The following is a 14,284-nucleotide window of genomic DNA, read 5'->3' as shown; positions in this document are numbered from 1 at the left end:
CGCTCAATCCTTCTCTTCTTCGACCTCGGGCGCCGCGAGGGAGCGCAACACGAGCACGGGGAGGATCAGCGTGAACACGATGACTTCCTTGAAATTGCTGGCGTAGAACGATGAGAAGGCCTCGACGATGCCGACCACGATGGCGGCGACCGCGGTCAGGGGATAGCTGACCAGGCCGCCGATGATGGCGGCGATGAAGCCCTTCAGGCCGATCAGGAAACCGGTGTCGTAATAGAGCGTGGTGATCGGCACGATCAGGATGCCGGAGATCGCGCCGATGACGGAGGCGAGCAGGAACGCGATCTGGCCGGACAGCGTGGTGCGAATGCCGACCAGGCGGGCGCCGAGGCGGTTGACCGCGGTGGCGCGCAGCGCCTTGCCGGTCTTGGTGTAGCCGAAGAACAGCCACAGGGCGACGATGAAGCCGATCGTCAGGCCGTAGACCGCAAGGCTCTGCCCGGTGAAGCGCAGCGGGCCGGCGGTTACTGCGGCATTCGACAGCGCAGGCGCGCGCAGGCCTTCGGCGCCGAAGAACACCAGGCCGAGGCCCTGCAGCGCCAGATGGCAGCCGACCGAGGCGATCAGCAGCACCAGCACGGAAGTGTGCGCGATCGGCCGGAACGCGATGCGGTAGAGGAACAAACCGATCGCCGCCACGATCAGGAGCGCGAGCGCGATGTTGACGGCGATCGGCGTGCCGGGACCGACCAGCGCGTAAATCAGACCGAGCAGCGCGACGGGAAAGGCGATGTTGAGCGCGACCGAGCGGATCACCAGCCGCGCATGCAGCGCGTTACGGGCGAAGAACAGGTCGAGGGCGAAGGCGACGAGGCCCATCGCGACCGCAAGCCGCGCTGTGCCGGGCACCTGGCCGGTCGCCAGCATGGCGTAGCTCAGCGCGCCGTAGGTGACGAATTCGCCCTGCGGGATCAGGATCACCCGCGTGACCGCGAACACCAGCACCAGGGCCAGCCCCAGCAGTGCGTAGATCGCGCCATTGGTGATGCCGTCCTGCAGCAGGAACAGCATGATCGTTGTGTTCAAGGCCGAGCGCTCCCCCTCAAGCGTCGGACCGCCTCAACCGGTCGTGCCGGTCAGGTCGGCCGATATCGGCTGTTGAAAGCTGCCGACATTTGATATAGTCCATAACAATTATTAGATATAATCTCAAGGTCCCCGAGTGTCGTGCGGGATTCTTGTAGCGGGATTGCGAGCCTGGAGCGATGACTGTTTCCAAGACCGCCACCGATGCCCTCCGTTCGTCGCGGGCCCTGCGCAGGGAACCGGCCGATTCTGCCGGGGACGACAGCATGCTGCAACTGGGCGAACTGTCCGGATTGCTCGGCTATTCGTTGAAGCGCGCGCAGCTCAGGGTCTTCGAGGACTTCCTGCGCTGCGTCGCGCCGCTGCAGCTGACGCCGGCGCAGTTCTCGGTGCTGCTTCTGCTCGACAAGAATCCGGGCCGCAACCAGACCGAGATCGCCAACACGCTCGGGATCCTCAGGCCGAATTTCGTCGCGATGCTCGACGCGCTGGAGAGCCGCGACCTTTGCGCGCGGATGCGCTCCACCAACGACCGCCGTTCCCACATCCTCGTCCTGACCGACAAGGGCCGCGCCGTGCTGGCGCGCGCCAAGAAGCTGGTCGCCAACAAGCACGAGGCGCGGCTGATCGAGGTGCTCGGTCCGGCCAACCACGCCGCGCTGCTGGAGATGCTGGCGAAGCTCGCGCAGGAGTTTTGAGAGAGCGCGACGGCCCGTCCGCTCGCAATGACGCGTTGGGTTGATACATATCCAGCATGCGGGCGCCGCCAGGCGGCGAACCATCGCGGTCTAAAGCTTGTAGCCGATGTTCCGCAGCAAATCCTTCCGCCACGCAATGTCGGCGTCGGTTTCGACACCCAGCGGCGAGGCGCCATCCACCACGCCGAGCACGCCGCGCCCGAGCTCCGTCTGCGCGACGATCACCTGTGTTGGATTGGCCGTCGAGCAATAGATGCGGCAGACCTCCGGCACTGCGCGCACCGCCGGGAGCACATTGACGGGAAAGAACCCGTCGCCGAGGAAAATCAGGAAGGTGTGACCGGCGCCGATCGCCAATGCGTTGTCGCGTGCCAGGGCGAGCGAGGCGTCGTCGTTACCGGAGCAGCGCACCAACCGCTTGCCGGAGGCCTCGCAGAAAGCCAACCCGAAGCGGATGCGCGGAACCGTGCCCACCAGCGCTTCGTGAAGGTCTTCCACGGTCTTGATGAAATGCGACTGGCCGAAGATGAAGTTGGTCTCATCCGGCTTGACGATGGGCACCACGGTGAGTTCCATGGCTTCGCTCCTGCACGCGAACTCCCCAATCCATGGTAGGCCGTCGGAGGGCGTTTGCAAGCGGCCACAGGCGCTCAAATGTGCCGGCTGTTGCTTCGGCTCACGCCGACCAGCGTCCGTACTCACGATGGCTCTCAAGGGGGGACCGGAAATCGCCGGGAGGTTGCGCGCCGAAGGGCGGCAATTGTGGTATCGTCCGTCAAGCGCGATGGCCCGTATGTTGCCCGGCCCCTCGCAAATGGCCGCGAAGCGTACCGAGCGTTGCTAACGGATCTGAAGGGAGCGCTTCCGGGGGCTCGAGGAGGATCAACGCCGTGAAGCGGGACTTCGACCTCATCGTCTATGGCGCGACGGGTTACACCGGGGGTCTCATCGCCGAATATCTGGCGACATCCTATCGCGGCGACGATGCTCCGTCCTGGGCAATTGCGGGACGCTCGACCGACAAACTCCAGAAAGTGCGTGCCGACATCGGCGCACCGGACGATTTGCCGTTAGTGAAGGCGGATGCCGCCGAGCCGGCCAGCCTGCGTTCGATGTGCGAGCGCGCGACCGTGGTCGTCACCACGGTCGGGCCCTATCAGCTTCACGGTCCCGAGCTAGTGGCGGCATGCGCGGCCACCGGCACGGCCTATGTTGATCTTTGCGGCGAACCGGGCTGGATGCGGGGTATGATCGACGCCCATCACGAAGAGGCAAAACGGACCGGCGCGCGCATCGTCTTCTCCTGTGGCTTCGATTCCATCCCGTTCGATCTCGGTGTGCTCACGTTGCAGGAGAAGGCGCGCGAGAAATTCGGACGCGCGGCGCGGCGGGTGAAGGCCCGTCTGCGCAAGGTGAGGGGTGGCATGTCTGGCGGCACCGCGGCGAGCGCTCAGGCGACGCTGGCCGCCGCGGCGCGCGACCCGGCCCTGATCCGGCTGCTGACCGATCCCTTCGCGTTGACGCCGGGCTTCACTGGGCCGTCTCAGCCGTCGGGCCTCGTCCCCGAATATGACACGAGCATGCACGCGTGGCTCGTGCCGTTCCCGATGGCGCCGATCAACACCAAGAACGTGCACCGCACGAACTTCCTGTTGGGCCATCCCTACGGCAGGGACTTCGTTTATGACGAGATGATGGTGGCGCCGGGACTTGGGGACATCGCGAGCGTGACGACGGAGACGTTCGCCACGGTGGTGTCCTTGTTCGGGACCGGCGGTCTCAAACGCGGCGCAGGCCCGACCCGGGAAGCGCGCGAGAGGGGCTTCTACGACATCTTCTTTCTGGGCGAGGTGCCGGATGGCGGACGGGTCGAAGCCGTTGTCACCGGCGACGGCGATCCAGGCTATGGCTCGACAAGCAAGATGATCACCGAAAGCGCTCTCTGCGTCGTGCGTGACGTGCAGGGTGAGGGCGGCATCTGGACGCCGGGCGCGCTGATGGGGCCGGCCTTGCGCAAGCGTCTAAAGGAGCGCGCCGGCCTCACTTTCAATGCGCGTTGAGGTCACGCACGCAGTCGGCAGGTATAGCAGCCCGTTCGGCTAAAAAAGCGACTAGAGGGCGATCATACGATCGTCCGCTACGATACTTGAACTTGGCTCCGACTCTTCTGCTTGCAAGGAAGGCAACCCTAATCCAGGGCCAAGCAATTGACGGCAGCGAAGCAGTGCCGCAAATCCGGACAGTGCGTCGAGACTGGTCCGAAGCAGCATCGGTAACTCGCTCGGCTGTTTCATTGTCGCACGGACCAGCGCGGCGAGATCGATCGTCCCGTTTGCACGCACTGCGGACAGGGCGGCGGCAGGAAGCTGCCGACCGGCCGGATCCATGATCACGCGGACGGCAGTCATAGGGAGGCCGCGCGCTGCAGCGACACTCGCCGCCACATGGGATTCGTTATCGACCGCCAGCGCGCCTGTACTCATATGCAGCGAGCGCTTCGCTTCTGGATGCATGGCGACCGTGGTCACACCAGCAATAGGGCCATAAATCGAACCGGGGATGAGTCGAAGCAAGGCTTGCGACCAGTCTCGATCAGTGAAGAGCTGAATCGTTTCCGAAACGATCGTCGATGCTACGACGCATGCGCCTGCCGGGAGGTCGGGCGAAAGGCCGCCCGCGACGCCAAAGCTGATAAGACCGTAGCAATCCTCAGCAATTGCCGACGCGAGAGACTCCGCGAGCGTGCTGCCATCGCCACTGCAGATCGCCTGCGTATGCAGGTCTGCAGCGATCCGCGCCTCAAATGCAAGTCCCGTGACTCCAATCACCGCTGCCATGAGTCCGCTCCCCGGATGCCGCGCTGGACGGCGAGTGTCCGCGCATGCGGGTCGTATCAGGAGTGTTCTGCTCCAACGCCAAATCGCAAATGACTAACGAGTTAGTTTCTGACGGATATGTTAGCTGCTTTGTTTTGGCGCCGTGATAAATGCTGCCTAGGGCCGGGATCCGTGGCGAGCGTGAGATCGTGCCGGAAGCTGCAACAGCGCACTTGACGAGCCAAATCGGCGACCTCACGAGACGCGTGCCGATGCAATGTCCGCCGCGTCTCCAAGTCATCGTGCGGAACGATTTGGAGCGTTGTCCGCGCTGGCAGTTCGCCTTCGCGAGCGAGCGCAAGGATCATCGATACTATGAGTTGGTCGAGGATACCCTTCATCCCGAGTTCGATTACCGGTATTTCCTCATCAAAGATGCGGTTGATCAGGTTTGTGCTGTACAGCCATTCTTCCTAATGGACCTGGATTTGCTGGCCGGTGCGAGGCCGCGGTTTGGCGTACTCATCGACGCCATTCGCCGGATGTGGCCAGGTTTGATGCGCGCCCGTGCGCTCATGGTCGGGTGCGTCGCAGGGGAAGGTCATCTTGACGGGGACGAGGCCTGCCATCGAGGCTGCGCGGAACTGCTGGCCTCTACGATTGCAATACATGCTCGCAGGCTCGGGGCGCGGCTGATCGTGCTCAAAGAGTTTCCGGCGCGATACCGACCAATCCTCGACTGCTTGATCGCTCACGGCTTCACCCGCATCCCCAGCCTGCCCATGATCAGGCTTTGCATCGATTACGCCAATTTCGATGACTATATGAATCATGCGCTCAACAGCGCAACCCGCAAGAAACTTCGCAAGAAGTTTGAGGCGACAGCGCGGGCCTCTCCATCCGTCGAGATGAACGTCGTCAACGACGCGACGCCGGTGATCGCGCAGATCTATCCATTGTATTTCCAAGTCTATCAGCGTTCGAAACTGCACTTCGAGAAGCTGACGGAACGATACTTCTGCGACTTGGGGCGGCGGATGGGGGACAAGGTCCGCTTCTTCCTCTGGCGTCAGAACGAGCGGATCGTCGCGTTTGCCGCATGCATGGTACATGGTGACGCGATCTATGCGGAGTACATAGGTCTCGACTACGATGTCGCCTTAGACCTGCACCTCTATCATTATGTGTTTCGCGACATGGTGAGCTGGGCAATCGCCAACGGGTACAAATGGTTTCGCAGCAGCGGGCTGAACTATGATCCAAAGCTGCACCTGAGGCACTTGCTTGATCCGATCGACTTATACGTTCGGCACACCTCCGCGCCGATCAACTCAGTGTTGAAGCGCATTTTGCCGGTGCTCGAGCCGACGCGATATGACGAGACGCTTGCGAAGTTTCGTAACTATCAGGAGCTTTGGGCGCAGCCCGAGACTGGCCTTGGGTCCGTCAAGGATACGGCCTAATCCACCAAAATCACCCGCACGTCATTGACGTTGGTCAGCGTCGGTCCGGTCAGCAACAAATCCCCGGTCTGGGCGAAGAACCCCGTCGCATCGTTGTTCTCGAGATAGGCCTTCGGATCGAGGCCGATCGATTTCATCTTCGCGAATGTCGCCTGGTCGATCACGGCGCCGGCCGGGTCGGTCGCGCTGCCGGCGCCGCCGTCGGCGCCGTCGGTATCGGCGGCCAGCGCTGAGACGTCGGGCGTATCCTTCAGCAGGCCGGCCAGCGCCAGCGCGTATTCCTGGTTGGGGCCGCCGCGGCCGTTGCCGCGCACCGTCACCGTCAGCTCGCCGCCGGCGATGATCGCGACCCGCTTGCCTTCGCTGCGCGCCTTCAGCGCCAGCCGCGCATGCGCGGCCGCGATCTCGCGGGCCTCGCCTTCGAGATCGGCGCCGAGCGCGATGGTCTCGTAGCCGGCGTCCCGCGCGACCTTCACCGCGGCGTCGATCGAGGCCTTCGGCTTTGCCAGCAGTTCGAATGTCGCCCGCGCGAAGACGGCATCGCCGGGCTTGCAGCTTTCGTTCGCGGGATCGTCGAGCGCGCGGCGGACCGCGTCGTCGATCGAGAGATTGTATTTGGCGACCAGTGCGCGGGCGTCCGCCAGCGTGGTCGGATCCGGCACCGTCGGCCCGGAGGCGATCGCGGAGGGATCGTCATGCGGCACGTCCGATATCGCCAGCGTGACGATCTCGGCCGCGTGCTGGCCGGCGCGCGCCAGCCGTCCGCCCTTGATGCGCGAGAGATGCTTGCGCACGGTGTTCATCTCGCCGATCGGCGCGCCGGAGCGCAGCAGTGCGCGGTTGACCTGCTGCTTCTGGGTAAAGCTCACGCCGTCGACCGGCGCGATCCAGTTCGCCGAACCGCCGCCGGTCAGCAGCACCAGCAGGAGATCGTCCGGGGTCGCGGTCGCGGCGAGCCGCAGCGTGTCGTCCGCCGCCTTGAGCCCGGCCTCGTCGGGCACCGGGTGGCCGGCCTCGACCACCTTGATACGGCGGGTCGGCACGCCATGGCCGTGGCGGGTGGTGGCGATGCCGACCAGCCGCGACGGATCGAGCTCGAGCGCGTCGAGATAATGCCGCTCGGCCGCCGCGGCCATCGCCGCGGCGCCCTTGCCTGCGCAGAGACAGATCACCCGTCCCTTCGGCACCGGCCGCAGCCGCGACGCCAGCACGACGTCGGGATGCGCAGCCGCCACAGCGGCATCGAAGATCGAACGCAGGAAAGGACGACGGTCGGTCATGGTTGTGCCTTATGTAACGCGGTCAGTGTCCGCCGACTTCGCCGCTGATGACGTCGCCGAACAATTGCCAGCGCTCGCCCTTGAACTGCATCAGCTGGAGCTGTTCGATCGGCTGGAAGTCGGCAGGCCCGGTCGACAGCGTCACGCCGGGCAGCAGGCCGCCCTGCGCGAATTGCTTCAGGCTCGCCGCCTGCTTCATCACATTGGCGCGGGTGAGGTCGTCACCGCAGCGGCGCAGCACCTCGACCATCGTGGTCGCCATGTTGTAGCCGGTCATCGCCGAGGCATCGACGCGGTTGGTGTCAGGCATGTATTTGGCGAGCAGTTCGTCGAACGCCTTCATGCCGGCGTCATCCTTCCACTGCGGATCGCTGGCGTCCTTGGCGTAGGCGGCCGAGATCACGCCCTGCGCATTGTCGAGGCCGGCCGGACGCATCACGGTCGCGGTGGAGGCCGAGACGTTGGAGACGATGGTCACCGGCTTCCAGTTCATCTCGCCGAGCTTCTTGATCGCCTGGGCGCCGAATTTCGGCGTGGTGAAGAAGACGATGACGTCGGGATTGGAGGATTTCAGCCGCACCACATGGGAATCGATCGTCGGCTCGGCGACTTCATAGCTCTCCTTGGCGACGACGCGCGCGGGATCGCTGGCGAAGCCGTCTTCCAGGCCCTTGAGGTAGTCCTTGCCCATGTCGTCGTTCTGGTAGAGCACCGCGACCTTGGTGGCGGGCTTTTCCTTGAGCAGATATTTCGCGTAGATCCGCGACTCGCTCTGGTAGCTGGGCAGCCAGCCCATGGTCCAGGGGAAGGCCTTCGGATCGTTCCACTTGGTCGCGCCGGTGGCGACGAACAGCTGCGGTACCTTCTTGGCGTTGAGATATTTCTGGATCGCGGTGTTGGAGGCGGTGCCGAGCGTGCCGAACAGGAACAGCACCTCGTCGCTCTCGACCAGCTTGCGGGCCTGCTCGACGGCCTTCGGCGGCGAGTAGGCGTCGTCATAGGAGACGAAAGTGATCTTGCGCCCGTTGATGCCGCCGTCGTCGTTGACCTTCTTGAACACCGCGGCCATCGCCTTGCCGACCACGCCATAGGCCGACGCCGGGCCGCTATAGGGCACGATGTTGCCGATCTTGATCTCGGTGTCGCTCGCACCGGTGTCGTATTTCTTCTGCGCCCATGCGGCATTGCCGGTCGCGGCGGCGACGGCGAGGCCGAACAGGGCGGTTGCGACACGGTGTCGGATCGGCATCGGCATGTCCCGAAATCTCCTTGTTGTTGCCGCCGCGCAAGGGCGTCGGTTTCTTGTCGGGTTTCTTGCCGGTTTACCTAGCGTATTGCCGGGCAAAGTGTAAGCGGGCATTGCCCGGGCCGGCCTGCGAGCAGGCCATGGCTTTGTATTCTGGTTTCCGACGCGTCTTCTTCGCGCGAACCGGTACCCGCTTCGCCCGGAAATGCGCCAACAAAAAGCCCCCTGCGAGGGTATCGCAGGGGCCATTCCCGGTCGGGAGGCGGCGGGAGATCAGCCGCCGACGTCGGCGCTGATGACCTCGCCGAACAGTTCCCATTTCTCGCCCTTGAACTTCATCAGCTGCAGCTGGCTGATCGGCGCGAAATCGTTCGCCGCGGTGTTGATCTTGACGCCAGGCAGCAGCACCTCGGTGCGGAAGTCCTTCAGGCTTGCGGCCTGCTTCATGATGTTCTCGCGGGTGAGGTTGTCGCCGCACTGCTTCAGCACCTGGACCAGCGTCTGCGCCACGCCGAAGCCGACCACGGTGCCGCCGTCGAGCTTGTCGCCTTCGGGGAAGTCCTTGGCCATGAAGGCGTAGAACTCCTTCATGCCGGGGTCATTGTCCCATTGCCTGTCGGAAGCGTCCTTCAGGTAGGCGGCGGAGATGATGTCCTGCGCGTTCTCGAAGCCGGCCGGCTTGATCACGCTGCCGACCGATGCCGACACGTTGTTGAGGAAGTGGGTCGGCTTCCAGCCGATTTCGGCGACCTTCTTGATTGCCTGGGCCGCGAATTTCGGCGTCGCGATGTCGATGAAGACGTCGGCGTTGCTCGCCTTCAGCTTGACGATGTTGCTGTCGATGGTCGGCTGGGAGGTCTCGAAGCTTTCTTCGGCGACGATCATGCTGGCGGCCTTCTGGCCGAGCCCGTCCTTCAGGCCCTTCAGGTAGTCCTTGCCGTAATCGTCATTCTGGTAGAGCACCGCGATCTTGGCGTTCGGCATGTTCTTCAGGATGTACTTGGCGTAGATCTGGGTCTCGCTCTGGTAGTTGGGCTGCCAGCCCATGGTCCAGGGAAAGTCCTTCGGGTCGTTCCACTTGGTGGCGCCGGTGGCGACGAACAGCTGCGGCACCTTCTTGGAGTTCATGTATTTCTGGATCGCCGAGTTCGACGGCGTGCCGAGCGAGTTGAAGATCAGCAGCACCTCGTCGCTCTCGACCAGCTTGCGGGCCTGTTCCACGGCCTTCGGCGGCGAGTAGGCGTCATCGTAGGAGATGAAGTTGATCTTGCGGCCATTGATGCCGCCGGCGTCGTTGACCTTCTTGAAATAGGCGGCCTCGGTGCGGCCGATGACGCCATAGGCGGACGCCGGGCCGCTGTAGGGCATGATGTTGCCGATCTTGATCTCGGTATCGCTGGCGCCGGTGTCGTATTTCTTCTGGGCAAGCGCAGCGCTGCCGGATGTCGCGACGAGCGCGAGCGCGGCCCCGAGGACCGCAAGTTTTTTGGTAGCGGACATCTATGTCTCTCTCCCTGTTTGTCATGTGTCTCGGCCTCTTGCTTGGAGAGCTCTTTATTTGGCTGCAGTGATTATCATTTTAGGCGGTTCGCCTCAATGAGAAGCCCCTGCGGCAAACGCCGCAGGGGCGGTATCTTTGGTCGACCTTCCCGGCCTAACCGCCGACGTCGGCGCTCAAGACTTCGCCGAAGCGCTCCCAGGTCTCGCCCTTGAAGCGGATCAATTGCAGTTGCGAAAGCGGCGCGAAATCGGTCGCCGAGGTGTTGACCTTGACGCCGGGCAGCAGGCCGCCGGGCTCGTAATCGCGAATGCTGGCCGCCTGCTTCATGATGTTCTCGCGGGTCAGATTGTCACCGCAGGCCTTGAGCACGTGGACCAGGCCCTGCGAGACGATATAGGCGTACATCACGGAGGCATCGGCCCGGTTCGCTTCCGGATAGTACTTATCGAGGAATTCGTTCCAGGCGATCATCGCCTTGTCGGTCTTCCACTGCGCGTCGGTCGGATCCTTGAAATATTGCGACGAGACGATGTCCTGGGCGTTCTCGAAGCCCGCGGGCTTGATCACGCTGCCGATCGATCCGGAGACGTTGTTGAGGAAGTGCAGCGGCTTCCAGCCGAGCTCGGCATTCTTCTTGATCGCCTGTGCGGCGAACTTCGGCGTCGTGATGTTGAAGAATACGTCGGCGCCGGAGGCCTTGAGCCTGACGATGTGGGAGTCGATGGTCGGCTCCGTCACCTCATAGCTGTCCTCGGCGACGATCATCGACGCGGCCTTGGCGCCGAGCCCGTCCTTGAATCCCTTCAGATAGTCCTTGCCGTAGTCGTCGTTCTGGTAGAGCACCGCGATTTTGGCATCCGGCTTGTTCTTCAGGATGTACTTCGCATAGATGATGGACTCGCTCTGGTAGTTGGGCTGCCAGCCCATCGTCCAGGGGAAATTCTGCGGGTCGTTCCACTTGGTGGCGCCGGTGGCGACGAACAGTTGCGGCACCTTCTTCTGGTTCATGTATTTTTGGATCGCCGAGTTCGGTGGCGTGCCGAGCGAATTGAAGATCAGCAGTACCTCGTCGCTCTCGACCAGCTTGCGCGCCTGCTCGACCGTCTTCGGCGGAGTGTAAGCGTCGTCGTAGCTGATGAAGGTGATCTTGCGGCCGTTGATGCCGCCCTCGGCGTTGATCTTGCGGAAATAGGCCTCCTCGGTCTTGCCGATCACGCCATAGGCTGAGGCCGCTCCGCTATAGGGCATGATGTTGCCGATCTTGATCTCGGTGTCGGAGGCGCCGGTGTCGTATTTCTTCTGGGCAAGCGCCGCGCTGCCGGATGCGGCGACGAGCGCAAGCGCAGCAGCAAATGCCGTCAATTGTCGTATTGCAGACATGCCGTTTCTCTCCCTGATTGCCGATGATGTGTCGCGGCCCCCTGTTTCGAGGGCTCATTATTGGTCGTAAAAACTATCATCTTACCTGGGGTGTCTCAATGAAAAGCCCCTGCGGCATTGCCGCAGGGGCTGCGTCTTTAGTCGACCACCCTCAAGGCGGGCCGCTGCTCAAAAATCCGCCAACGCGTTCGCGTGTGCGTGGAGCCAACCGCGGAGATTGCTGTCGAGTAAAGCGACGCTGTTGAGTTGAGCGAGCGGATCGAACAGACCGACGTGACGATCAGTTGCTCAGATTGCTCGAAATGATGTCCCCGAACAGCTCCCACCTTTCGCCCTTGAACCGCATCAGGCGCAGTTGCTTGATCGGTGCGAAATCGGTGGCCGAGGTGTTGATGCTGATGCCCGGCAGCAGCGTGCCGGGGACGAAATCCTTCAGGCTTGCGGCCTGCTTCATGACATTGGCGCGGGTGAGGTCGTCACCGCACATCTCCAGCACCTTCACCATGGTCTGTGCGGCGGCGTAGCCGAACGAAGTGGCGCCGTCGAGCTTGTTGGCGTCGGGATAATTCTTCTTGAGGAAGGCGAGGAATTTTTCCATGCCGGGATCCTTGTCCCACTGCGGATCGGCGCCGTCCTTGAGATAGGATGCCGATAGGATACCCTGCGAATTCTCGAAGCCCGCCGGCTGCATCACGCCGCCGACCGACGCCGAGACATTGGCGACGATCTGCAACGGCGTCCACGCGATCTCGGCGGCCTTCTTGATCGCCTGTGCCGCGAATTTCGGCGTCGTGATGCTGACGAAGGTGTCGGCACCGGTGGCCTTCAGCTTGACGATGTGGCTGTCGATCGTGGGCTCGGATGTCTCGTAGGCCTCCTCGGCGACGATCATCGATGCCTTGTCGCCGAAGGCGTCCTTCAGGCCCTTGAGGTAGTCCTTGCCGAAATCGTCGTTCTGGTAGAGCACGGCGACCTTGGCGTCGGGCTTGTGCTTCATGATGTATTTTGCGTAGACCCGCGCCTCGTCCTGGTAGGACGGCTGCCAGCCCATGGTCCACGGATAATCTTTCGGGTCGTTCCACTTCGAGGCGCCGGAGGCGATGAACAGCTGCGGCACCTGCTTCTCGTTCATGTATTTCCGGATCGCCGCATTGGTCGCGGTCCCGACCGAGCCGAACAGCAGCAGCACTTCGTCGTTCTCGACCAGCTTGCGCGCCTGCTCCACCGTCTTGGGCGGCGAGTAGCCGTCATCGTAGGAGATGAACTTGATCTTGCGGCCGTGGATGCCGCCGGCATCGTTGATCATCCTGAAGTAGGCGGCCTCGGTCTTGCCGATCGTGCCATAGGCCGAGGCGGGGCCGCTGTAGGGCATGGTGTTGCCGATCTTGATCTCGGTGTCGCTGGCCCCGGTGTCGTATTTCTTCTGCGCCAGCGCGACATTGCAGCTCGTCAGGATCAGAGCGAATGCGGACAACAGCGCCGTCAGGGACGGACGTGCGGCAGTCATGGTTTCCCCACCTCGGGTTCTTTGTTTGGAGTATTCAATACCATCGGCGCGGGGCGTCAACAAAAAGCCCCCGCGACGGATATCGCGGAGGCTGTTGTTTTATTCCCGCAGTGCAACGTCACTCGGAGGGGACGTCGCCGGAAATGATGTCACCGAACAGCTCCCACTTCTGCCCCTTGAAACGCTGCATCTGCAGCTGGGCGATCGGGGCGAAGTCGGTGGCCGAGGTGTTGATCTTGACGCCGGGCAGCAGGGTGTCGGGCGTAAAGTCCTTCAGGCTCGCCGCCTGCTTCATGACGTTGGCGCGGGTGAGATCGTCGCCGCACATTTCGAGCACCTTGGCGAGCGTCTGTGCGGCGCCATAGCCGTACACATAGCCGCCGTCGGTCTTGTCGGCGCCCGGCATGTACTTGTCGAGAAACTCGGCCCACTTCTTCATGCCGGGGTCGTTGTTCCACTGTGTGTCGGCGCCGTCCTTGGCGTAGGCCGCCGACAGCACGCCCTGCGCGTTGTCGAAGCCCGCCGGCTGCATCACGCTGCCGACCGAGGCCGACACGTTGGTGATGATCTGCAGCGGCTTCCAGCCGAGCTCGGCGGTCTTCTTGATGGTCTGCGCGCCGAACTTCGGCGTGGTGTAGATCAGCAGCACGTCGGGATTGGCGGCCTTGATCTTGACGATGTGGCCGTCGATCGACGGCTCCGAAATCTCATAGCTCTCCTCCATGATGATGCTGGAGGCCGCCTTGGCGCCAAAGCCGTCCTTGGTGCCCTTGAGGTAGTCTTTGCCGAAATCGTCGTTCTGATAGAGGATCGCGATCTTGGCGTCGGGCTTCTCCTTCATCAGCCACTTGGCGTAGATCTGCGCTTCGCTCTGGTAGCTCGGCTGCCAGCCCATGGTCCACGGGAAGTTCTTCGGGTCGTTCCACTTGGTGGCGCCGGTCGCGACGAACAGCTGCGGGATCTTCTTGGAATTCAGGTATTTCTGGATCGCGGTGTTGGACGGGGTGCCGAGCGGGTTGAAGACGAGCAATACCTCGTCGCTCTCGACCAGCTTGCGCACCTGCTCGACCGCCTTCGGCGGCGAATAGGCGTCGTCATAGCTGACGAAATTGACCTTGCGGCCGTTGATGCCGCCGCGATCGTTGATCATCTTGAAGTAGGCTTCTTCGGTCTTGCCGATCACGCCATAGGCGGAGGCTGGTCCCGAATAGGGGATGATGTTGCCGACCTTGATCTCGGTATCGCTTGCGCCGGTGTCGTATTTCTTTTGGGCGAATGCGGCAGTGGACGTCGCGGCAACAGCGACGATCGCCGCGGAAATCGCGGCGATCCGAACGGTAGAAAGCATA

Annotated in this window: 12 protein-coding genes; 3 read left to right on the top strand and 9 right to left on the bottom strand. The window is 62.8% G+C overall.

The genetic code is table 11. The features are described 5' to 3' along the window. Nucleotides 1-3 precede the first annotated feature (3 nt). Nucleotides 4-1,044 (bottom strand): branched-chain amino acid ABC transporter permease, encoded by a 1,041-nt coding sequence (locus tag ACZBJS_RS17630; protein ID WP_316397450.1) that lies wholly within the window; start codon nt 1,042-1,044, stop codon nt 4-6. Between the two features lie 179 nt (nt 1,045-1,223). Between ACZBJS_RS17630 and ACZBJS_RS17625 the strand changes: the two genes are divergently transcribed. Continuing rightward, on the top strand, nt 1,224-1,742 hold the full coding sequence (locus ACZBJS_RS17625; RefSeq protein WP_028336531.1) for a MarR family winged helix-turn-helix transcriptional regulator: 519 nt from the start codon (nt 1,224-1,226) through the stop codon (nt 1,740-1,742). Nucleotides 1,743-1,832: 90 nt separating this feature from the next. Here ACZBJS_RS17625 and ACZBJS_RS17620 read toward each other — a convergent pair whose 3' ends face one another. Further along, complete coding sequence (locus tag ACZBJS_RS17620) at nt 1,833-2,318, bottom strand: adenosine-specific kinase (RefSeq protein WP_076832491.1); 486 nt, start codon at nt 2,316-2,318, stop codon at nt 1,833-1,835. Nucleotides 2,319-2,632: 314 nt separating this feature from the next. On the opposite strand from ACZBJS_RS17620, the gene ACZBJS_RS17615 reads away from it, so the two are divergent. Continuing rightward, nucleotides 2,633-3,802, top strand: a complete 1,170-nt coding sequence (locus ACZBJS_RS17615) for a saccharopine dehydrogenase family protein (protein ID WP_463438936.1) — start codon at nt 2,633-2,635, stop codon at nt 3,800-3,802. Nucleotides 3,803-3,853: 51 nt separating this feature from the next. On the opposite strand, the gene ACZBJS_RS17610 is transcribed toward ACZBJS_RS17615, so the two are convergent. Next, complete coding sequence (locus ACZBJS_RS17610) at nt 3,854-4,579, bottom strand: phosphorylase family protein (RefSeq protein ID WP_168857608.1); 726 nt, start codon at nt 4,577-4,579, stop codon at nt 3,854-3,856. 212 nt (nt 4,580-4,791) lie between these two features. Here ACZBJS_RS17610 and ACZBJS_RS17605 point away from each other — a divergent pair, with 212 nt between their 5' ends. Then, on the top strand, nt 4,792-6,021 hold the full coding sequence (locus tag ACZBJS_RS17605) for a GNAT family N-acetyltransferase (protein WP_375166581.1): 1,230 nt from the start codon (nt 4,792-4,794) through the stop codon (nt 6,019-6,021). On the opposite strand, the gene ACZBJS_RS17600 is transcribed toward ACZBJS_RS17605, so the two are convergent. From ACZBJS_RS17600 to ACZBJS_RS17575, 6 genes are all read right to left on the bottom strand, one after another. Beyond that, entirely contained in the window at nt 6,018-7,301 is a 1,284-nt protein-coding gene (locus ACZBJS_RS17600; RefSeq protein ID WP_463438935.1) for a glycerate kinase type-2 family protein, read from the bottom strand. The genes ACZBJS_RS17605 and ACZBJS_RS17600 overlap by 4 nt on opposite strands. A 22-nt stretch (nt 7,302-7,323) precedes the next feature. Beyond that, nucleotides 7,324-8,556, bottom strand: a complete 1,233-nt coding sequence (locus ACZBJS_RS17595; RefSeq protein WP_316397442.1) for an ABC transporter substrate-binding protein — start codon at nt 8,554-8,556, stop codon at nt 7,324-7,326. Nucleotides 8,557-8,820: 264 nt separating this feature from the next. Further along, nucleotides 8,821-10,047, bottom strand: coding sequence for an ABC transporter substrate-binding protein (locus tag ACZBJS_RS17590; protein WP_463438934.1), 1,227 nt, complete (start codon nt 10,045-10,047; stop codon nt 8,821-8,823). 154 nt (nt 10,048-10,201) lie between these two features. After that, nucleotides 10,202-11,428: an ABC transporter substrate-binding protein gene (locus ACZBJS_RS17585; RefSeq protein WP_076832477.1), complete on the bottom strand. Its 1,227-nt coding sequence runs from the start codon at nt 11,426-11,428 to the stop codon at nt 10,202-10,204. 280 nt (nt 11,429-11,708) lie between these two features. Further along, nucleotides 11,709-12,935, bottom strand: coding sequence for an ABC transporter substrate-binding protein (locus tag ACZBJS_RS17580; protein ID WP_057016012.1), 1,227 nt, complete (start codon nt 12,933-12,935; stop codon nt 11,709-11,711). Nucleotides 12,936-13,053: 118 nt separating this feature from the next. After that, the gene (locus ACZBJS_RS17575) at nt 13,054-14,283 is read right to left on the bottom strand and encodes an ABC transporter substrate-binding protein (protein WP_028338101.1); all 1,230 of its coding nucleotides are present in this window, start codon (nt 14,281-14,283) and stop codon (nt 13,054-13,056) included. Nucleotide 14,284: the final 1 nt, after the last annotated feature.

The organism is Bradyrhizobium sp. KZN70725 (assembly GCF_055264925.1).
Note: the sequence above shows the minus strand (reverse complement) of the source record. Positions and strands in the feature narration are given on the sequence as shown.